14 protein-coding genes are annotated in these 19,023 nt (G+C 62.0%); 4 read left to right on the plus strand and 10 right to left on the minus strand.

Features of this window, described 5'->3' with window-relative positions:
* Positions 1-32: 32 nt before the first annotated feature.
* The 5 genes from kdpD to kdpF are packed head-to-tail and all read right to left on the minus strand — an operon-like array spanning position 33 to position 7,107.
* The gene (gene kdpD / locus EKL29_RS12540; protein ID WP_126689842.1) at positions 33-2,705 is read right to left on the minus strand and encodes a two-component system sensor histidine kinase KdpD; all 2,673 of its coding nucleotides are present in this window, start codon (positions 2,703-2,705) and stop codon (positions 33-35) included.
* 8 nt (positions 2,706-2,713) lie between these two features.
* Complete coding sequence (gene kdpC / locus EKL29_RS12545) at positions 2,714-3,277, minus strand: potassium-transporting ATPase subunit KdpC (protein ID WP_126689843.1); 564 nt, start codon at positions 3,275-3,277, stop codon at positions 2,714-2,716.
* Positions 3,278-3,287: 10 nt separating this feature from the next.
* Entirely contained in the window at positions 3,288-5,333 is a 2,046-nt protein-coding gene (gene kdpB, locus EKL29_RS12550; RefSeq protein ID WP_126689844.1) for a potassium-transporting ATPase subunit KdpB, read from the minus strand.
* Positions 5,330-7,018 carry a potassium-transporting ATPase subunit KdpA gene (gene kdpA, locus EKL29_RS12555; RefSeq protein ID WP_126689845.1) on the minus strand — a complete coding sequence of 563 codons (1,689 nt, stop codon included), beginning with the start codon at positions 7,016-7,018 and terminating at the stop codon, positions 5,330-5,332. The genes kdpB and kdpA overlap by 4 nt, the downstream gene beginning before the upstream one ends.
* A complete protein-coding gene (kdpF, locus tag EKL29_RS12560) occupies positions 7,018-7,107 on the minus strand; it encodes a K(+)-transporting ATPase subunit F (protein WP_033753373.1) in 90 nt (29 codons plus the stop codon). The genes kdpA and kdpF overlap by 1 nt, the downstream gene beginning before the upstream one ends.
* 239 nt (positions 7,108-7,346) lie before the next feature.
* Between kdpF and EKL29_RS12565 the strand changes: the two genes are divergently transcribed.
* Both EKL29_RS12565 and EKL29_RS12570 read left to right on the plus strand, forming a co-directional pair.
* On the plus strand, positions 7,347-8,444 hold the full coding sequence (locus tag EKL29_RS12565; protein WP_126689872.1) for an ABC transporter substrate-binding protein: 1,098 nt from the start codon (positions 7,347-7,349) through the stop codon (positions 8,442-8,444).
* Positions 8,441-10,531, plus strand: coding sequence for a TonB-dependent siderophore receptor (locus EKL29_RS12570; protein ID WP_126689846.1), 2,091 nt, complete (start codon positions 8,441-8,443; stop codon positions 10,529-10,531). Before EKL29_RS12565 ends, EKL29_RS12570 begins: the two co-directional genes overlap by 4 nt.
* On the opposite strand, the gene EKL29_RS12575 is transcribed toward EKL29_RS12570, so the two are convergent.
* The 3 genes from EKL29_RS12575 to EKL29_RS12585 form a co-directional block, all read right to left on the minus strand.
* Positions 10,528-11,691, minus strand: coding sequence for an HD-GYP domain-containing protein (locus EKL29_RS12575; protein WP_120457087.1), 1,164 nt, complete (start codon positions 11,689-11,691; stop codon positions 10,528-10,530). The genes EKL29_RS12570 and EKL29_RS12575 overlap by 4 nt on opposite strands.
* A 110-nt stretch (positions 11,692-11,801) precedes the next feature.
* A complete protein-coding gene (locus EKL29_RS12580) occupies positions 11,802-13,196 on the minus strand; it encodes an MFS transporter (protein ID WP_126689847.1) in 1,395 nt (464 codons plus the stop codon).
* 327 nt (positions 13,197-13,523) lie between these two features.
* Positions 13,524-14,021, minus strand: a complete 498-nt coding sequence (locus EKL29_RS12585) for a GNAT family N-acetyltransferase (protein WP_120457084.1) — start codon at positions 14,019-14,021, stop codon at positions 13,524-13,526.
* A 63-nt stretch (positions 14,022-14,084) separates the two neighbouring features.
* On the opposite strand from EKL29_RS12585, the gene EKL29_RS12590 reads away from it, so the two are divergent.
* Entirely contained in the window at positions 14,085-15,917 is a 1,833-nt protein-coding gene (locus EKL29_RS12590; RefSeq protein ID WP_126689848.1) for an ABC transporter ATP-binding protein, read from the plus strand.
* Here EKL29_RS12590 and EKL29_RS12595 read toward each other — a convergent pair.
* Both EKL29_RS12595 and EKL29_RS12600 read right to left on the minus strand, forming a co-directional pair.
* Positions 15,914-17,038: a GNAT family N-acetyltransferase gene (locus EKL29_RS12595; RefSeq protein ID WP_126689849.1), complete on the minus strand. Its 1,125-nt coding sequence runs from the start codon at positions 17,036-17,038 to the stop codon at positions 15,914-15,916. The genes EKL29_RS12590 and EKL29_RS12595 overlap by 4 nt on opposite strands.
* A 73-nt stretch (positions 17,039-17,111) precedes the next feature.
* Positions 17,112-18,032: an AraC family transcriptional regulator gene (locus tag EKL29_RS12600; protein ID WP_126689850.1), complete on the minus strand. Its 921-nt coding sequence runs from the start codon at positions 18,030-18,032 to the stop codon at positions 17,112-17,114.
* 144 nt (positions 18,033-18,176) lie between these two features.
* On the opposite strand from EKL29_RS12600, the gene EKL29_RS12605 reads away from it, so the two are divergent.
* Positions 18,177-19,001 carry an oxidoreductase gene (locus EKL29_RS12605; RefSeq protein WP_126689851.1) on the plus strand — a complete coding sequence of 275 codons (825 nt, stop codon included), beginning with the start codon at positions 18,177-18,179 and terminating at the stop codon, positions 18,999-19,001.
* Positions 19,002-19,023 lie beyond the last annotated feature (22 nt).

The following is a 19,023-nucleotide window of genomic DNA, read 5'->3' on the forward strand; positions in this document are numbered from 1 at the left end:
AGGTGGGGGAGTATACCCCATCCTCTGTGAAGTTATTTCAGCGCCTCTTCAGAAATTTCAGGCGCGGGCGGCAGCGGCAAAGAGAGGCGGAACGCTACGCCGCCCTCGATGCGATTCTCTGCCCAGATGCGCCCGCCGTGGCTCTCGACAATGGTTTTGCAGATCGCCAGACCCAGCCCGACGCCTGGCACTGACGACTCCTTATCGCCGCGGGCAAACTTGTCGAAAATACGCGTCAGGTCTTTGTCGGCGATGCCCGGCCCGTTGTCCCATACCGCGATCTCCAGCCGTTCGCCGTCGCGCCAGGCGCGGATGCCGCGCTGCGCGCTGTTGCCCGCATACTTCAGGCTGTTCTCAATCAGGTTGGTCAGCACCCGCTCCAGCAGCGCGCTGTCGCCTTTAATCAGCACCAGCTCCGACGGCAGATCGAGCGCGACACCGTGTCCTTTCAGCGACGGCGCCATACTGCTGAGCGCGCCGCCGATCACCTCGTCCAGCGCCAGCCACTCTTCGCGCAGATTCAGCCCGCCCGACTGAATGCGCGCCATATCCAGCATATTGCTCACCAGCCGGATAGTGCTCAGCGTCTGCTCGCGGATCTGGTTCGCCTGCGTGACATATTTTGACTCTTCGCTGGCCAGGTCCAGCATCAGCATCTCCGCCTGGCCGAAGAGCACGGTAAGCGGCGTGCGCAGATCGTGTGACAGCGCGGAGAGCAGCGCGTTGCGCAGCTGTTCGCGCTCCGCCGCCAGCCGTGACGCCGCTTCGCTCTGCGACAGCGCCATCCGCTCCAGCGCGTTGGCGATCAGCACCGTAAAGGTCTCTACCAGCCGCTGCTGCTCCGGGATCATCAGCTGACGCAGGTTTTGCGGCTCCACCACCAGCAGTCCGCGGCAGTGCGCGCCGCTCTTCAGCGGCAGGATCTGGTACGGCACAGCGGGCAGCGTATCGGTACCCGCGCCGGCGGGCTGGCCCCGGGTGTAGCTCCACCTGGCGATAGCGCGATCCGGCTCGCTGCCAGGCGTCGCCGCGCCCGTCGCGACCAGCTCACCCTGTTCGTCCGGCAGCAGCAGCAGGCTGCGCGCCTGCAGGGTGACGTCGATAACGCGCTGGCTGGTGGCGGCAATATCTTCTGGCGTCAGTGCGCTGCCCAGCGATTTCGCCATCTCGTAGAGGTGGCGCGCGCGCTGCTCGCGATAGCGCGCCACGCGCGCCTGATAGCGCACGCCTGCAGTAAGGTTGCCGACGATAACGCCCACCGCCAGCATGACCGCGAAGGTGACCAGGTACTGCAAGTCGGAGACCGCGATCGTCCCGGTTGGTGCGACGAAAAAGAGGTCGAAGGCGAGAATATTCATCACCGTGGCGATCACCGATGGCCAGCGCCCGTAGCGCAGCGCGATAATCACCACCGCCAGCAGGTAGATCATCACGCCGTTAGCGGTATCGAACCCGGCCAGTAGCCAGCGTCCGGCGGCGGTCACCACAATGCAAAGCAGCAGCGCCATCAGCACGCCGCGCAGCGGCACGCGCCAGCGGTCGCCGGTGTCGCGCGCGTCAGCTAAGGCTGGCGCCTCGCCGACAGGCTCATCGAGCGCCACCACCAGCAGATCGAGATCGGGCCCCAGCTTGCCGAGGCGCGTGGCGAAGCTGTCGCGATGCCAGCGCCGCAGCGGCCGACGGCCGGTAACGATCTTGCCCAGGTTATGTTCGCGGGCGTAGCGCAATACCGCCTGCGCCTCGTCGGGATCGGAGAGCGTGGCGGTCTCCGCGCCCAGCTCCTGCGCCAGCTGCAGGGTTTTCAGGATGGCGCGCCGCCGCGCTTCTGGCAGCCGGTTGAGGCGCGGGGTCTCGACATAAACCGCGTGCCATTCGCTGCCGAGCCGCGCCGCCAGCCGCGCGGCGGTGCGCACCAGTTTTTCGCTGCCGGTATCGTCGCCGATGCAGAGCAGAATAGCGTCGCGCGTGTGCCAGACGCGGTCGCGTCCCTGCTGGTCGCGCCAGGCGCGCATCTGGTCGTCAACGCGGTCGGCGGTGCGCCGCAGCGCCAGCTCGCGCAGGGCGAACAGGTTGCCTTTGCGAAAAAAGTTTTCGATGGCGCGCTCTGCGCGATCGCCGACATAGACCTTGCCCTCTTTCAGGCGCTGGCGCAGATCGTCCGGCGGCAGATCCACCAGCACGATCTCATCGGCGCTGTCGAAAAAGGGGTCGGGCAGGGTTTCGCGCACGCGAATGCCGGTCACGCCACCTACCACATCGTTAAGGCTTTCCAGATGTTGCACGTTGACGGTCGTGATCACATCAATGCCTGCGTCCAGCAGCTCATCGATATCCTGCCAGCGTTTGGGATGGCGCGACCCTTGCACGTTAGTATGCGCCAGCTCATCCATCAGGATAACGGCCGGATGACGCGCCAGCGCCGCGTCAAGGTCGAACTCGGCATGACGCGAGCGGCCGGTAGCACGCCGCGGCAGCTCAGGAAGCCCGCGCAGCAGACTGGCGGTCTCTTCCCGGCCGTGCGTCTCTACTACGCCGATCAGCACGTCGAGTCCCTGGGCGCGCAGCCGCTGCGCCTCCTGCAGCATGGCGTAGGTTTTCCCCACGCCCGCACAGGCGCCGAAGTAAATTTTCAGCTTGCCGCGATGGCTGTCCACCTGTTGCAACAGCAGCGCGTCGGGATCGGGGCGTTCGCGTTCGTCGTTCATCACGTCCTTCAGGGTTGAGTCAGCGCATCCAGCGCCAGGTTAAGCCGCAGCACGTTGACGGTAGGATCGCCGCTAAAGGCGAGCAGCGGCCGCTCCGTATTCGCGTCGATCAGCTCCTCTACCCTTTTCAGCGGCAGCTGGCGCGCGGTGGCGACGCGCGGCGCCTGCCAGCGCGCGGCGGCAGGCGAAATCGCCGGGTCGAGCCCGCTGGCCGAAGCGGTCACCAAATCCACCGGCACCGCCTGCGGCGAGAGCGGGTTGGCGGCGCGCAGCGCAGCGACGCGTTCCGCCACCGCCTTATCCAGCGCCGGATTACTTGCCGCCAGATTGCTGCCGCTCGACGCCAGCGGATTATAAGGCGCGTCACCGGTCGCTGACGGACGTCCCCAGAAATAGCCAGGCCGGGTAAAGTTCTGCCCGATCAGCGCCGAACCGCCCTCTTCAGTCAGCGATCCGCTGGCCTGCGTCGGAAACAGCCACTGCGCCAGGCCGGTAGTGAGCAAAGGATATCCCACGCCGGTCACCAGCGTGAGCAGCAGTAAAACTAACATTGCCGGACGTAACTGACTCATATTTTTCTCCTTATGCCAGACCCAGCAGCACTAACAGCAGGTCGATGGCTTTAATGCCGATAAAAGGCACCAGCAGCCCGCCCACGCCATAGATCAGCAGGTTGCGTCGCAGCAGCGCCGCCGCGCTCAGCGGCCGATAGCTCACCCCTTTTAGCGCCAGCGGGATCAGGAAGACGATCACCAGCGCGTTAAAGATCACCGCAGAGAGAATGGCCGACGACGGCGAATGCAGATGCATCACGTTCAGCAAATTAAGCTGCGGATAGGTCGCCGCGAAGGCTGCCGGAATAATGGCGAAATATTTAGCGACGTCGTTGGCGATGCTGAAGGTGGTGAGCGACCCGCGCGTCATCAGCATCTGTTTGCCGATGTGTACCACTTCCAGCAGCTTGGTGGGGTTCGAGTCGAGATCCACCATATTGCCCGCCTCTTTTGCCGCCTGGGTGCCGGAGTTCATCGCCACCGCCACGTCAGCCTGCGCCAGCGCCGGGGCGTCATTGGTGCCGTCGCCGGTCATCGCCACCAGTCGGCCTTCCGCCTGGTACTGGCGGATCAGCGCCAGTTTGGCTTCCGGCGTCGCTTCCGACAGAAAGTCATCCACGCCCGCTTCCGCTGCGATCGCCGCTGCGGTGAGCGGGTTGTCGCCGGTAATCATCACGGTTTTGATGCCCATCTTGCGCAGCTCGGCGAAGCGCTCTTTGATACCGCCTTTAACGATATCTTTTAGCGCCACCACCCCCAGCACCTTCGCCCCTTCTGCTACCACCAGCGGCGTGCCGCCTGCGCGCGCCACCTCTTCCACCAGCGCGTTGACCTCCGTGGGGAAACGGCCGCTGTTGGCTTCGATATGGCGTTTTACGGCGTCCACGGCGCCTTTGCGGATCAGGCGGTTCTGCACGTTGACGCCGCTCATACGTGTCTGCGCCGAGAAGGGAATAAAGCTCGCGCCCAGGCTGTTAAGGTCGCGCTCGCGCAGGTTGAATCGCTGTTTCGCCAGCACCACAATGCTGCGGCCCTCTGGCGTTTCATCCGCCAGCGAGGCGAGCTGCGCCGCGTCGGCCAGCTGCTCTTCGCTTACGCCTGGCGCGGGCAGAAACTGCGTCGCCTGGCGGTTGCCGAGCGTAATGGTGCCGGTCTTGTCCAGCATCAGCACGTCGACGTCGCCCGCCGCCTCTACCGCGCGGCCACTGGTGGCGATGACGTTGGCGCCCAGCATGCGGCTCATGCCCGCTACGCCGATGGCGGAGAGCAGGCCGCCAATCGTCGTCGGGATCAGGCAGACCAGCAGCGCCACCAGCACCGTGACGCTCACCGGCGAGCCGCCCCATGCCGAGAAAGGCCACAGCGTGACGGTGGCCAGCAGGAACACAATAGTCAGCGATACCAGCAGAATGGTCAGCGCGATCTCGTTGGGGGTTTTCCGCCGCTTCGCGCCCTCTACCATGGCGATCATGCGATCGAGAAAGGTTTCCCCCGGATTGACGCTGCACTGGATCACCAGCCAGTCGGAGAGGATGCGCGTGCCGCCGGTGACCGAGGCAAAGTCACCGCCCGACTCGCGGATCACCGGCGCAGATTCACCGGTGATCGCGCTTTCGTCCACCGAGGCGCCGCCCTCCAGCACTTCACCGTCGCACGGAATAATGTCGCCCGCCTCCACCAGCACGATATCGCCTTTGCGCAGGCTGTCGGCGGAGACCTGCTGCCACTGCCCGCCGTGGCGCGGCTCAGCCAGTTTTTTCGCAAAGCTGGTTTTCTTGACGCCTTTCAGGCTGCTCGCCTGCGCCTTGCTGCGCCCTTCCGCCAGCGCCTCGGCGAAGTTGGCGAACAGTACGGTAAACCAGAGCCAGAGCGCGATGGCACCGGTAAAGCTGGCGCGGCCGTCGAGCCAGCCGCCCGCCATGCCGAGCGCCAGCAGCGTAGTGAGCAGGCTGCCGAGCCAGACCACGAACATCACCGGATTGCGAAACTGTACGCGCGGATCCAGCTTTTTCAGCGCGTCGAGCAGCGCGACGCGCATCAGTGCGCCGTTCAGCGCCTGTTGTTGACGACTCATGAGTGCGTACCCTGAAGAAGTTGCAGATGCTCGGCGACTGGACCCAGCGCCAGAGCGGGAATAAAGGTCAGCGCGCCCACCAGCAGCACCGCGCCAATCAGCAGCGCGATAAACAGCGGGCCGTGGGTCGGCAGCGTGCCGTTGCCTACCGGCTGCGCCTTTTTCACCGCCATGCTGCCCGCCAGCGCCATCACCGGAATAATGATGCCGAAGCGGCCGACCAGCATGCAGAACGCCAGCAGCAGGTTCCAGAATGGCGTGTTGGCGCTCAGGCCGGCAAAGGCGCTGCCGTTGTTGTTAGCAGCGGACGAGACCGCGTAGAGCACTTCGCTGAAGCCGTGAATGCCCGGATTCGCCATTCCGGCGCGGCCCGCATCGGTCATCATCGCCAGCGCGGTGCCAAGCAACACCAGCGTCGGCGTCACCAGAATCGCCAGCGCGGTCATCTTCATTTCGCGCACGTCGACCTTTTTGCCGAGGTATTCTGGCGTGCGGCCAATCATCAGCCCGGCGATAAACACCGCCAGCACCACAAAGAGCAGCATGCCGTAAAGACCCGCGCCAACGCCGCCGAACACCACTTCGCCCAGCTGCATCAGCCACATCGGCACCATGCCGCCCAGCGCGGTGAAGGAGTCATGCATCGCGTTAACCGCGCCGCACGACGCGGCGGTAGTGATCACCGCAAACAGGCTGGAGTTTAGAATGCCGAAGCGCGTCTCTTTGCCCTCCATGTTAAGGGCGCTGTCCGCGCCGAGCGCCAGCAGGTGCGGGTTGCCGCGCGTTTCCGCCCACATCACCGTCGCCACCGCCACCACGAACATCAGCGACATCGCCCAGAGCAGCATATGGCCCTGGCGGCGATCGCGCACCACATAGCCAAAGGCAAAACAGAGCGCCGTCGGGATAAGAAATATCGCCAGCATCTGTACAAAGTTGGTCAGCGCGTTGGGGTTCTCGAACGGATGTGCCGAGTTGACGTTAAAGAAACCGCCGCCGTTGGTGCCCAGCATTTTGATCGCCTCCTGCGACGCCACCGGCCCCATCGCCAGCGTCTGCTTCGCCCCTTCCAGCGTGGTGATCTCGTGGTACGGCAGGAAGTTTTGAATGCTGCCCTGGCTGACGAACAGCAGCGCCATCAGCAGGCTGATCGGCAGCAGCAGACAGAGCGTAATGCGCGTCAGATCGCGCCAGGCGTTGCCGAGCGTATCGGTCGCGCGGCTGGCGAAGCCGCGGATCAAGGCGAACGCCACCGCGATGCCGGTCGCTGCCGACACGAAGTTCTGCACCGTCAGGCCGACCATCTGGCTGAAATAGCTCAGCGTGCTTTCGCCGCCATAAGACTGCCAGTTGGTATTGGTGACGAAACTCACCGCGGTATTCATCGCCAGATGCCAGCTCAGCGCGGGCAAATGCTGCGGATTGAGCGGCAGCCGATCCTGCAACAGCAGGATCGCCGTCAGCAGCAGCAGACCGAGCAGGTTAAACAGCAGAATCGCCAGCAGGTATTGCGGCCAGCGCATTGCAGGCGCGTCTGCGCCCAGCAGACGCCAGAGCGGACGCTCGAATCCGGCCAGTAAAGGCTTATCGGCGATCAGCGCGGCCAGCCCGCGCCCAAGCGGCTGCGCCAGCGCCATCAGCGCCAGTAAAAAAGCGGCAATCAGTAAAAACGCATTGGCGGCCATCAAAACGCCTCCGCATTCAGCAGGGCATAGATCAGGTAGCCCAGTAATAAAAACACCAGCACGATGCCGGTTATCACGCCCACGCTCACAGCGACCTCCAGAGGGATCAGGGTTTCGCGTTAGCCTGCGCGCATCGGTATAAAGAAGCGGTTAAATTGCGTAGGGCGGGCGTAAAAAAGTTATAAAAATGGCGATAAAACAGGCGGATGACCGCGTATCGCTGCTGTTTTTAGTTATAAAACCCGGCGGCGCATCGCATCGGCCACCTTAACGTTGTGAAGACGATTGATTTTCATTATCATTTCGATTTCCTTGTGAAATAATTGTGATGCGTTTTCTTTTTCCCCTGATGTTGCTGCTGTGCAGCTGCGCCACTTTCGCCAAATCGATCGTCGATATTACCGGTCAGCGCGTCACCCTCCCCGACCATCCGCAGCGGGTGATTCTGGGCGAAAGCCGCATGCTCTATACCCTGGCGCTGATCGTGCCCGGCAACCCGGCGGCGCAGATCGCAGGCTGGCCTGCGGATATGGCGAAGTATGACGCCCAAAGCTGGCAGCAGTTCACCACCGTTTTTCCGGCGATAAAGGCGGTGCCGCAGCTCGGCAGCGGCGCGCTGCGCGATCTCAATCCCGAGCAGGTGCTAAAGCTCAAACCCGATCTGATTATTCTGCCGCGCCTGGCGAAAAGCGGCGCGGAAGAGGCGCATTTCCGCCAGCTGATGCAGCAGGTGAATGTTCCGGTGATCTATGTCGACCTGCGCGTCGATCTGCTCAACAACACGGTGCCGAGCCTGAAAATCCTTGGCGAGGTGTTCAACCAGCCGCAGCGCGCGCAGGCGTTTATCGATTTCTATCAGCAGCATATGGAGACCGTCCGCGCCCGGCTGGCGAGCTATCACGGGCCGAAAACCCGCGTCATGCTGCATCTGCATCTGGGCCGCCGCGACACCTGCTGCACTACGGCGGTCAACGGCAACCTCGGCCAGCTGCTCGCTTTTGCGGGCGGCGATAATATTGCAGCGGGCGCGGTAAAAGGCGTGTTCGGCGAGATCAATCCTGAACAGGTGCTGGCGCAGCCGCCGCAGGTCTATATCGCGACCGGCATGGCGGATGCGAACAACGACAAAACGTTGCAGCTCGGCCCGCAGGTAAGCGCAGATCAGGCGGCGGCCAGCCTGCAAAAGCTGCTGGCCGCGCAGCCGGTGCTCAGCCAGCTTGAGGCGGTGAAAAACCATCGCGCCTGGGGCCTGTGGCACAACTTCTACCTCAGCCCGTGGCACGTCGTGGCGGTGGAGGTGTTCGCCAAAGCGCTCTATCCGCAGCTTTTTACCGACCTCGATCCGCAACGCACGCTTGAACAACTTTATCAGCGCTTCCTGCCGCTGAATTTATCAGGGACCTTCTGGAGCCAGTTACCTCAATGAAAAACGTTTCTTCCCTCCTGCTGGGCGGCGCGCTGCTTTCCGGCAGCCTGCACGCGCAGGAAACCACGCTGCTGGTGACGCAAGACGCCGAGTCGCAGGAGAGCGGCTATCAGCCGCACAGCAGCGTGACCGCCACACGCGCACCGGCAAAAATTCTCGACACGCCGCAGAACGTGACCGTGGTGCAGCAGCAGGTGCTGCAGGACAGCGACGCGCAGGATCTCGACGACGCGGTCAAATTCGTCAGCGGCATTACTCAGGCCAATACGCTGGGCGGCACCCAGGATGCGCTGATTAAGCGCGGCTTCGGCGATAACCGCGACGGCTCGATCTTGCGCGACGGCGTGCGTTCCATTCAGGCGCGCAACTTTACGCCCACCAGCGAGCGCGTCGAGGTGCTGAAAGGCCCCTCCTCCATGCTTTACGGCATGAATGAACCGGGCGGCCTGGTCAACGTCATCAGCAAGAAACCGCTGCTGACGCCGCAGGTGCATCTGGAGGGACGCAACAGCAGCTTTGGCGGCGGTGGCGGCCAGCTCGACGTCACCGGCCCGCTCGGCACCAGCGGCTTCGCGGGCCGGTTTATCGTCGATCACGACGAGACGGATTACTGGCGTAACTTCGGCCGCACCCGCCAGACCACCATCGCGCCGTCGCTGATGTGGTTTGGCGAGAGCTCCACTCTGCGCGTCGCCTGGGAACATATGGAGTATCTGGTGCCTTTCGATCGCGGCACGGTCATTAACCCGAAAACCGGCAAGCCGGTGAATACGCCGCGGGAAGAGCGTTTCGACGAGCGTTTCAACGCCACGCGCGGCGATCAGGACACCCTCACGCTGGCCGCCGATCAAACGCTGAACGACAGCTGGACAGCGCATCTCAACTACAGCTTTACGCGCAATACCTACAGCGATCACCAGGCGCGCGCCACCGCCTTTAATGCCGATACCGGTGTGCTGACGCGTCAGGCTGACGCTACCGGTGACGCGCAGAGCCGTTCGCAGATGGTGCAGCTGACGCTGAACGGCGATGTCGACTGGGGCCGCGTAAACCATCAGCTGATGGCGGGATTCGACTACGAAGCTGACCGCACCTTCCGCGGTGACATGCTGCGCGGCAAGAAAAATACCCGCTTTAATATCTGGCATCCGGTTTATGACGAGATGTCGTCGACCTCGACGGTGAGCGCCACCGACAGCGACCAGCGCGAGAATATCGACAGCCGCGGCCTCTTTTTACAGGATGCGATCCGCCTGACGCCCGACTGGCTGCTGCTGGGCGGCCTGCGCTACGACAGCTTTGACGTAATGGCGGGCAAAGGCCGCCCGTTCGTCACCCGCACCCGCAGCTCCGACAGCCGACTGGTGCCGCGCGCGGGCGTGGTTTACACCCTCAACAGCTGGTCAAGCCTCTACGCCAGCTACACCGAATCCTTTAAGCCAAACTCCTCTGTCGCCACCGAGATCGGCTCGCTGCCACCGGAGCTGGGCAAGGCCTGGGAAGTGGGCGGTAAGATCGATCTGCCCAACGGCGTTACCGGCACGCTGGCGCTGTTTGATATTCAGAAGCGCAACGTGATGGTGGATGAACTGGTGGGCGGCGAGACCGTAACGCGCACCGCTGGCAAAGTGCGTTCGCAGGGCGTCGAGCTGGATCTGGCGGGCAAGCTGACCGACTCGCTCAGCCTGGTGGGCAGCTACGCCTGGACCGACGCGCGCGTCACCGCCGATCCGCAGAATAACGGCAACGCCATGCCTAATACGGCGCGCCATACCGCCGCGCTGTTCCTGACCAACGATTTTGGCACTACCGGCCTGCTGGCGGCGGACGATCTACGCGCAGGCGTCGGCGCGCGCTACGTCGGTCGTCGTCCCGGCGATGCAGCCAACAGTTTTTATCTGGATGATTACACGGTGGCGGACGCTTTTATCGCCTGGCAGATGCCGCTTAACGGCTACCGCGTGAAATGGCAGGTCAACGTCAACAATCTGTTTGATAAAACCTGGTACCCGTCGAGCGGCAATAATCTGCGCGTCGCTGTAGGCGATCCGCGCGAGATCGTGCTGCGCGCCAGCGTCGATTTTTAACTCGCCAGCGCCCAGACGCGGTTAAGATCGGCATTTTCCCATAACAGTCCCTCTTCTGCGCCGATGATGCTGTCGGTGCAGAAGCTGTCGCCGAGATCGATGCGTTCCGGCCTCACTTCGCGCTGGGCATGCAGCGACCAGAAGGCGTGCACCACCGGCTTAAGCAGCGAGCGTTCGCCCGCTTTTACCACCAGCGCCACGCGCCCTGACGCCAGCCGCACCAGCGAACCCACCGGATAGATGCCGATAGCACGCACAAAGGTGTACAGGATCTGATTATCGAAGTGGCCGCGCCAGCTCAGCATATTGTGCATCGCTTCGGCGGGAGACCAGCCCTTACGGTAGACGCGCGTCGAGGTAAGTGCATCATAGACGTCGCACACGGCGGCCATACGCGAGTAGAACGAAATCTCTTCTCCTTTCAGCCGGTGCGGATAGCCGCTGCCGTCATATTTCTCATGATGATGCAGCGCGATATCCAGCAGATCGGCTTCCGCATTCGCCTCCATCAGCATCTGCGCGCCGGTAACCGGATGCTGGCGCATGACTTCAAACTCCTCCTCGGTAAGCTTGCCGGGTTTATTGAGGATCTCCAGCGGCACCGCCGCCTTGCCGACGTCATGAAGCAATCCGCCCATACCGACGCGCAGCACCTGTCTGTTATCCAGTCCAAGCTGCTGCGCCAGGTTAATCATCAGGCCGCAGACCGCCATGGAGTGCAGCCAGGTGTAATCGTCATGGTTTTTAAGGCGCGCCACGCTCAACAGGGCGGTCGGCTCGCGCCGGATAGAGCCAGCGATTTCATCCACCAGCTCCAGCATTCCCGCCAGATTGAGACCATGACCGAGACGCGCCTCGTTAAACATCGCCATGACCTGCGGTTTGCCCTGCTGGAAAATCTTCTGCGCCTGGTCCAGTTCCTGAAAAAAGGGCGTGCGGTCGATGGGCTTTTTGGCAGGCGGCGGCGCGGCAGGCGCCTGCAACGATTTATTCAGATCGATCCAGAGCTGCTGGATCCCTTCGTTACGCAACATTTCGATCTGGCGCGGATCGGTCACCAGCATCTGATTATGGATGCGCGTATCTTTGATCCACCAGACCTCGAGCTTATGGATAAACATCCCGGGTCGCAGCTCGTCGACAGTGATTTGCTTGAGCAAGATATCTCTCCTTAGGATCACTCCTGGTAGAGAATTATCGGCAAATGAGCAAATTTTCTTCAGTGGGGATTTAAGTGGTCGGCGCAGCGCGCGCCGACCTGGCGGGAAATTTATACTGCCTTAATACCATGCGCCTCTTTTTGCGCCTCGCGCGTCGCCTCTGAGGTCTGCGCCTCGCCGACGCGATTAATCGGCCCCATCACGAACAGGAACAGCAGCGCGGCGACCACACAGTGCGCGCCGACAAACACCAGCCCGATGCTGTAGCTGCCGGTCAGTCCGACGATTACGCCAAACAGCAGCGGCGTCACGAAACCAGCAATGTTGCCGATGCCGTTAAAGATGGCGCCCGCCAGCCCCACCGCCTCTTTCGGCGCGGTATCGCTGATCACCGTCCAAGTGCCTGCGCCCGCCGCCACGCCCTTGCCGAAGAAGGCGAAGGACATGATGGCGATAATGCCGACGTTGCTCGGGATCGCCGCCGCCATAATCAGCGACGCCGCCATCAGCATGCCAACGATATAGGGTGTTTTACGCGCCCAGGAGATGCTCCAGCCGCGTTTGATCAGCATGTCAGAGATGTAGCCGCCGCTGATGCCGCCAAGAAAGCCGAACAGCGCAGGCGCGATAGTGGCGAAACCGGCGTCAAGAATGTTCATGCCGCGCGCCTGCACCAGATAGATAGGGAACCAGGTAATAAAGAAGTAGCTGAGCGCGATGGTGCAATACTGGCCGAGATAGGCGCACCAGAGCATACGGCTGGAGAGCAACGTTTTGAACATCGCCCGGTTTATCGGCGGACGCGCCTGCAGCGTATGCGATGCGTCGATATCGACCAGGCCGCCGCCGTCAACGATATGGCGCAGCTCGCTCTCTGATACGCCGGGGTGGTTACGCGGCTCGCGCATATAGGCCGCCCAGACAAACACCGCCAGCACGCCGATGCCGCCCAGCACGAAGAAGGGCCACTCCCAGCCGAAGCGCGATACCAGCCAGCCGGAGAGCGGTGAGAAGATCGCGACGGCGAAGTACTGCGCCGTGCTGAACAGCGACGAGGCGCGTCCGCGTTCGGCGCTGGGGAACCACATAATCACTACCCGCGCGTTGGCGGGAAAGCTCGGCGCTTCAATCAGTCCCAGCGCGAAGCGCAGCGTAAACATCAATACCAGCGCGGCGGTCATCCCGCCTGCGAACTCGCCGACGAAGCCCATCGCAATGGTCGAAACCGACCAGAGCGCCAGCGTGACGCCATAAACTTTCTTTGCGCCGAAGCGATCGAGCAGCAGCCCGCCGGGGATCTGACCGATCACATAGGCCCAGCTAAACGCGGCGAGGATCAAGCCGAGCTGGATCGCTGACAGACCAAACTCATCTTTGATCGCCGATCCTGAGATCGACAGGATCGACCGGTCAGCGTAGGCCACAACCGAAAGAAACAGGATCAGACAGAGGATCCAGATACGCACGCGGGTGGGCCGCGCGCCGGCAGAGTGCTCTCTTTTCATCAGGTCTATTCCTCAAAAAGGAGCGTGCTGCTCCGGAAAAATGATCAGGAATGCTGCGTTGAACGCCCTGTTGAGGAAATATAGGTAGCAGGCGAAGGGTTGGTCATTGGGCGAATGGTGAAATCATGCGCGCTATCTGGTACTGATTTTGGCGGCCTTCACAAAGCAGCTTGCGGCACCGCACATAAGCGGGACAAATGCTGGCTGGCGCATGGGGAATGTGCGCCAGCTCCAGGAAATCATGGCGGGCTACGCTATGAAACGCAGCGGTTCGCGGTGAAAACGCAAAGAGGCGAACAATTTCTCCCGCCCTCTGCTTTTAACACCTTACTCCCCCCGCAGCAGCGCCATCAGAATAATGTCGTGATATTCGCCGTCGCGCAGGCAGGCCTTCCGCCGTACGCCCTCCTGTTCGAAGCCGATGCGCTGATACAGCCGTCGTGCGCGCTCATTATCGTGAAAGACCTCCAGCTCTACGCGCGTCGCGCCCAGCCAGTTAAAGGCGTAATCAAGGCCGCTACGTATTAAACGTTCGCCGATTCCGCGCCCGCTAAAAGCGGGATCGACGCCGATGCCGAAACTCAGACCGTGCCGGGTACGAGGCCGGTTTTCGACAAACAGGGTCAGCTCGCCGACCATCTTTCCGTCAAGCTCAGCGACGAAACCGATATAGCCTTCGCTATCCATACGTTCGAACTTTTTCTGCCATGTCGCCACGCTGGGGAACGGCAGCTGCGTGGTCCAGCGATAGACGTCAGGGTGGCTGTAAAGACGCTGAAACCCAGCGGCATCACTGGGTTCACGACCGCGAATGATCAATTCCATATCGGTAATCCCTTTTAAGTTGCACTAAGCTGTTTACTCTCCCCAGGCGCAAAGAGAGTCGTTATGTTGTATCGCCGTTTCGAACGTTTTATCAATATTTTCCAGGATGCTCCATCCGATTCGCCGCCAGGCCGCATCGGCTCTTTCTATTTGTACTATCTGCGCCAGGTGTGGCCAAGCTTTGCGGCGCTGCTGGTTGTCGGGCTGGTATCGGCGCTGATTGAAGTGGCGCTGTTTAGCTACCTCAGTCGCATTATCGACCTGGTCAACAGCGCGACGCCCGCCACGCTGTTCGCCGAGCACTGGCCTGTTCTGCTGTGGATGGCGTTTGTCGCGCTGCTCCTGCGTCCGGTCTTTATCGCGTTGCACGATATGCTGGTGCATCAGAGCATCAATCCGGGCATGACCAGCATGATCCAGTGGCAGCAGCATAACTACGTGCTGCGCCAGAGCCTTAATTTCTTCCACAACGACTTTGCCGGACGCATCGCGCAGCGCATCACCCAGACCGGCAACGCGCTGCGCGACTCCGCGGTGCAGCTGGTGGATGCCATCTGGCATGTGCTGATCTATGCGATAACGTCGCTGGTACTGTTTGCGGAAGCGGACTGGCGGCTGATGATCCCGCTGGTGCTCTGGATAGCTGCCTATATCGCCTCGCTGAGCTACTTTGTGCCGCGCGTGAAGGCGCGCTCCGTGGTGGCGTCGCAGGCGCGCTCGAAGCTGATGGGCACCATCGTTGACGGCTACACCAATATCGCCACCATCAAGCTGTTTGCGCATCACGATCTGGAAAAGCGCTACGCGCGTGAAGCGTTGCAGGAGCAGACCGACAAAAATTATCGTCTGAGCCGCATGGTGACCAGCATGGACGTTACGCTCTCTTCGCTGAATGGCCTGCTGATCGTCTCTACCTCCGGCCTGGCGCTGTGGCTGTGGAGCCAGTCGCTGATCAGCGTCGGCGCCATCGCGCTGGCGACCGGTCTGGTGGTTCGTCTGGTCAATATGTCCGGCTGGATCATGTGGGTGGTGAACGGTATTTTTGAAAATATCGGTACGGTGCAGGACGGTATCAATACCATTGCCCAGCCGCTCAGCGTGCAGGACGCGCCGCAGGCGAAAAAGCTGGAGGTGACGCAGGGTCAGATCCGCTATGAGGATATTCGCTTTGACTACGGCGGCGGTCATCAGGTGATTAACCGTCTTAACCTGCATATCAAGCCCGGCGAGAAGATCGCCCTGATCGGCCCTTCCGGCGCCGGCAAGTCGACGCTGGTTAATCTGCTGCTGCGCCTCTATGACCTGAACGGTGGCCGTATCACCATCGACGATCAGAATATCGCCGAGGTGACGCAGGAGAGCCTGCGCGGCCAGATCGGCATGATTACTCAGGACACGTCGCTGCTGCACCGATCGATTCGTGACAACCTGCTCTACGGTCGCCCTGACGCCACCGAAGAGGAGCTGCAGGCGGCGATTCATCGCGCGCGCGCCGACGAGTTTATTCCGCGCCTCTCCGACGCCGAAGGGCGCACCGGACTGGATGCGCACGTCGGCGAACGCGGCGTGAAGCTTTCTGGCGGACAGCGCCAGCGTATCGCTATCGCGCGTGTGCTGCTGAAGAATGCACCGATTTTAATTATGGATGAGGCGACCTCCGCGCTCGACTCCGAGGTGGAAGCGGCGATTCAGGAGAGTCTGGGCGCGCTGATGGAGGGTAAAACGGTTATCGCCATCGCGCATCGCCTGTCGACCATCGCCAAAATGGATCGGCTAATCGTGCTGGATAAGGGACATATCGTCGAAATGGGCAACCACAGCGAACTGCTGGCGCATAACGGTCTCTATGCGCGACTGTGGCGGCACCAGACCAGCGGCTTTGTCGGCGACCATTAATCGCCGCGTCGATACGGCAAGGCGTCGCGCGCTTCATCAGCCCAGGCGCGCACGCCTTCCCGCTCTTCCTGAAGAAAATCCGCCACCGCATCGCGCAGGCCTGGATGCGTCAGATAGTGCCATGAGGTGGTGATCTGCGGTTCAAAACCGCGCACCAGCTTATGCTCACCCTGCGCACCGGCATCGAAACGCTTCAGGCCAGTCGCGATGGCGTAGTCCATGCCCTGATAGAAGCAGGTTTCAAAATGCAGACGATCGAACTCCGCCAGGCAGCCCCAGTAGCGCCCGTATAGCGTCTCGCCATCCACCAGACAGAAGGCCATCGCCGCAGGTTGATTTTGCAGATGCGCTATCGCCACGCGAATGCTGTGCGGCATCCGCGCCGCCAGCAGGCTGAAAAAGTCGCGCGTCAGATAGGGTCGCTGGCCGCGCACCGCATAGGTATTGGCGTAGCAGGTGTAAACAAAGTCCCACTGATCCTCGCGCAGCTCGTCGCCGCGATACCAGATAAATTCAAAGCCGCTCTGCGCCACCAGCTCGCGCTCTTTGCGCAGCTGTTTGCGCTTGCGCGACATCAGGGTATCGAGAAAGTCCTGAAAATCACGATAGCCGCGATTATGCCAGTGATACTGGCAGCCGAGCCGCATCAGCCAGTCGGGCTGCTGGTGCAGCAGCGCATCGGCGCGCGCGTCGGTGAAATTGATATGGGCGCTGCTGAGTCCCTGACTGTGCAGCCTCTCCGGCAGCGCGGCGAGCAGCTGCGCGGCAGCCTGCGCTTCGCCCAGCACGCGTGCGCCGGTCACCGGGCTGAAGGGGATCGCGCCCAGCCATTTCGGGTAGTAGCGAATGCCCGCGCGCTGACAGGCGTCCGCCCAGGCGTGATCGAAAACATATTCGCCCCATGAGTTGCGTTTGCGGTAGCCGGGCACGGCGGCGCGCAGCGTGCCCGCTTCCCGCCACAGCAGGTGATCCGGCTGCCAGCCGCTCTCAGCGCGCACGCTGCCGCTCTCCTCCAGCGCCAGCAAAAAGGCATGACGCAAAAAGGGCTGATCGTCGGGCAGCAGCGCGTCCCATTCAGCGGCATCGACATCCGCCAGCGAAGCAAGGTGAAGCAGAGACATGCAGAACTCCAGACCAAAACGGGCGAAAGGCTAGTCAAGCAGGTTTTTCCGCACAGCGAAAGGGCGACGGCACCTAATGTGAAGCGACGAAAAGCGCGTTCGGCTGGGCGGGCGGCAGCGCGAAGCTGTTACGCAGTCGCCTGGCCTCTTCGCCTGGCGACAGGCCGAACAGCCGTCGGAATTCGCGACTGAACTGCGAGGGACTTTCGTAACCCACGGCAAGGCTGGCCGCGGCGGCGGTCATCTGCTGGCGCACCATCAGCAATCGCGCCTGGTGTAGACGGATCGACTTAACGTACTGCATCGGCGACGTCTGGGTAATGGCGCGAAAATGAGCGTGAAAAGTAGCGTGGCTCATCCCCGCACGGCTGGCGAGCTGCGCGACATCCAGCGCCTGCGCATAGTTTTGATGAATATGACGCAGCGCCTGGGCGATTTTGCCGAAGGCGCCCTGCTGCGCCAGCGCGGCGCGCAGTTCGCCTCCCTGCTCGCCGCTCAGCACGTGGAAGTAGATTTCACGTACCAGCGCCGGACCGAGCAGCGCCGCTTCCAGCGGATCGCTCAGGGCGTGGAGCAGCCTCGTCACCGAGCGCTGCAGCGCGTCGCTGAGCGGCGTGGACAGCATCCCGGCTGGCTGGTGCGACACCGTCGCGCCCGCCTGCTCCATCTGCAGCAGCAGCTCTGCCGCCACCGGCAGATCGAGGTGCATATAGATCGCAAGCAGCGGCGCCTCCGCGCTGGCGTCGGTCTCCATGGTAAAGGGCACCGGCACCGATACCGCCAGGTAGTGCTGCGCGTCGTAACAGTAGACGCGATTGCCGAAATAGCCGCGTTTGCTGCCCTGCAGCACGATAACGATGCCCGGATCGTAGAGCACCGGCGTGCGGCTCAGCGGACGGTTGGAGCGCAGCAGCCGCACGTCGGGCAGCGGTGTCAGGTTATAGCCTTCCTGCGGCGCAAGCGCGGCGAGCAGGCGTAGGGGTTCAGCGTTCATGCGAGGATTATGCACGGTTCTGGCGCAATTTCCCTCTACCGAGTGTGAAAATCAGCGTTTCAGGCAAGGATAACAGATAAACAGGCATCCTCTTTTTGTCGCGACGGGCGCAATCTGAAGCACCCCCCTTAAAGAGGAAAGTGAATGAAAAAGATCCTAATCACCGGCGTCAGCAGCGGCTTCGGTCAGGCGCTGGCGCAGGCTGCACTGGCGGCGGGCCACAGCGTTTTCGGCACCGTACGCAGCCAGCAGGCGCTGGATGCCTTTACAGCGCTGGATCCGGCGCGCGCCCACGGCGCGATCCTCGACCTCACCGATGTGGAGCGTATCGCCCCGCTGGTGCAGGCGCTGGAAAAGGCACACGGCCCGATCGATGCGCTCATCAACAATGCAGGCTATGGCCACGAAGGCATTTTCGAAGAGGCAACGCTGGCGGAAATGTGCCATCAGTTTGATGTTAACGTCTGGGGCGCGGTGGCGATGATGAAGGCGCTGGTGCCGCTTTTCCGCGCGCGGCGACGCGGGCGGATTATCAATATCACTTCAATGGGCGGCTTTATTACGCTGCCTGGCATCAGCGACTACTGCGCCAGTAAATTCGCGCTGGAAGCCTTTTCGGAAACCCTGAGCCTGGAGCTGGCCGGATTTAATATTGCCGTAACCGCCGTGGCACCCGGTTCGTTTCGCACTGACTGGGCAGGCCGTTCCATGGTGCGCAGCGCACGCGTTATTCGCGATTACGATGCGCTCTTCAATCCGGTACGTGAAGCGCGCATTGCCAAAAGCGGCCGACAGAACGGCGATCCTCATAAAGCAGCGCTGGCGATCCTCAGCTTACTGGAGCATCCCGCGCCGCCGTCGCACCTGCTGCTGGGCAGCGACGCGCTGCAGCTGGTGCGCGACAAACTACGCAGTCTTGAACACAGTATCGCCGAATGGGAAAGCGTGACGCGTTCAACCGACGGCTAAGAGCCTGTACGTTGGCGTTGTC

The sequence above is a fragment of the Pantoea sp. YU22 genome (genome assembly GCF_003970755.1).
GTDB classification, from domain to species: domain Bacteria; phylum Pseudomonadota; class Gammaproteobacteria; order Enterobacterales; family Enterobacteriaceae; genus Pantoea; species Pantoea piersonii.

Coding starts and splice junctions, on each gene's coding strand:
- EKL29_RS12580 (WP_126689847.1), bottom strand. CDS start 13,196: ATGAAAAGAGAGCACTCTGCCGGCGCGCGGCCCACCCGCGTGCGTATC.
- EKL29_RS12605 (WP_126689851.1), top strand. CDS start 18,177: ATGAAAAAGATCCTAATCACCGGCGTCAGCAGCGGCTTCGGTCAGGCG.
- EKL29_RS12595 (WP_126689849.1), bottom strand. CDS start 17,038: ATGTCTCTGCTTCACCTTGCTTCGCTGGCGGATGTCGATGCCGCTGAA.
- EKL29_RS12585 (WP_120457084.1), bottom strand. CDS start 14,021: ATGGAATTGATCATTCGCGGTCGTGAACCCAGTGATGCCGCTGGGTTT.
- kdpD (WP_126689842.1), bottom strand. CDS start 2,705: ATGAACGACGAACGCGAACGCCCCGATCCCGACGCGCTGCTGTTGCAA.
- kdpA (WP_126689845.1), bottom strand. CDS start 7,018: ATGGCCGCCAATGCGTTTTTACTGATTGCCGCTTTTTTACTGGCGCTG.
- EKL29_RS12590 (WP_126689848.1), top strand. CDS start 14,085: ATGTTGTATCGCCGTTTCGAACGTTTTATCAATATTTTCCAGGATGCT.
- EKL29_RS12570 (WP_126689846.1), top strand. CDS start 8,441: ATGAAAAACGTTTCTTCCCTCCTGCTGGGCGGCGCGCTGCTTTCCGGC.
- EKL29_RS12565 (WP_126689872.1), top strand. CDS start 7,347: ATGCGTTTTCTTTTTCCCCTGATGTTGCTGCTGTGCAGCTGCGCCACT.
- kdpC (WP_126689843.1), bottom strand. CDS start 3,277: ATGAGTCAGTTACGTCCGGCAATGTTAGTTTTACTGCTGCTCACGCTG.
- EKL29_RS12600 (WP_126689850.1), bottom strand. CDS start 18,032: ATGAACGCTGAACCCCTACGCCTGCTCGCCGCGCTTGCGCCGCAGGAA.
- kdpB (WP_126689844.1), bottom strand. CDS start 5,333: ATGAGTCGTCAACAACAGGCGCTGAACGGCGCACTGATGCGCGTCGCG.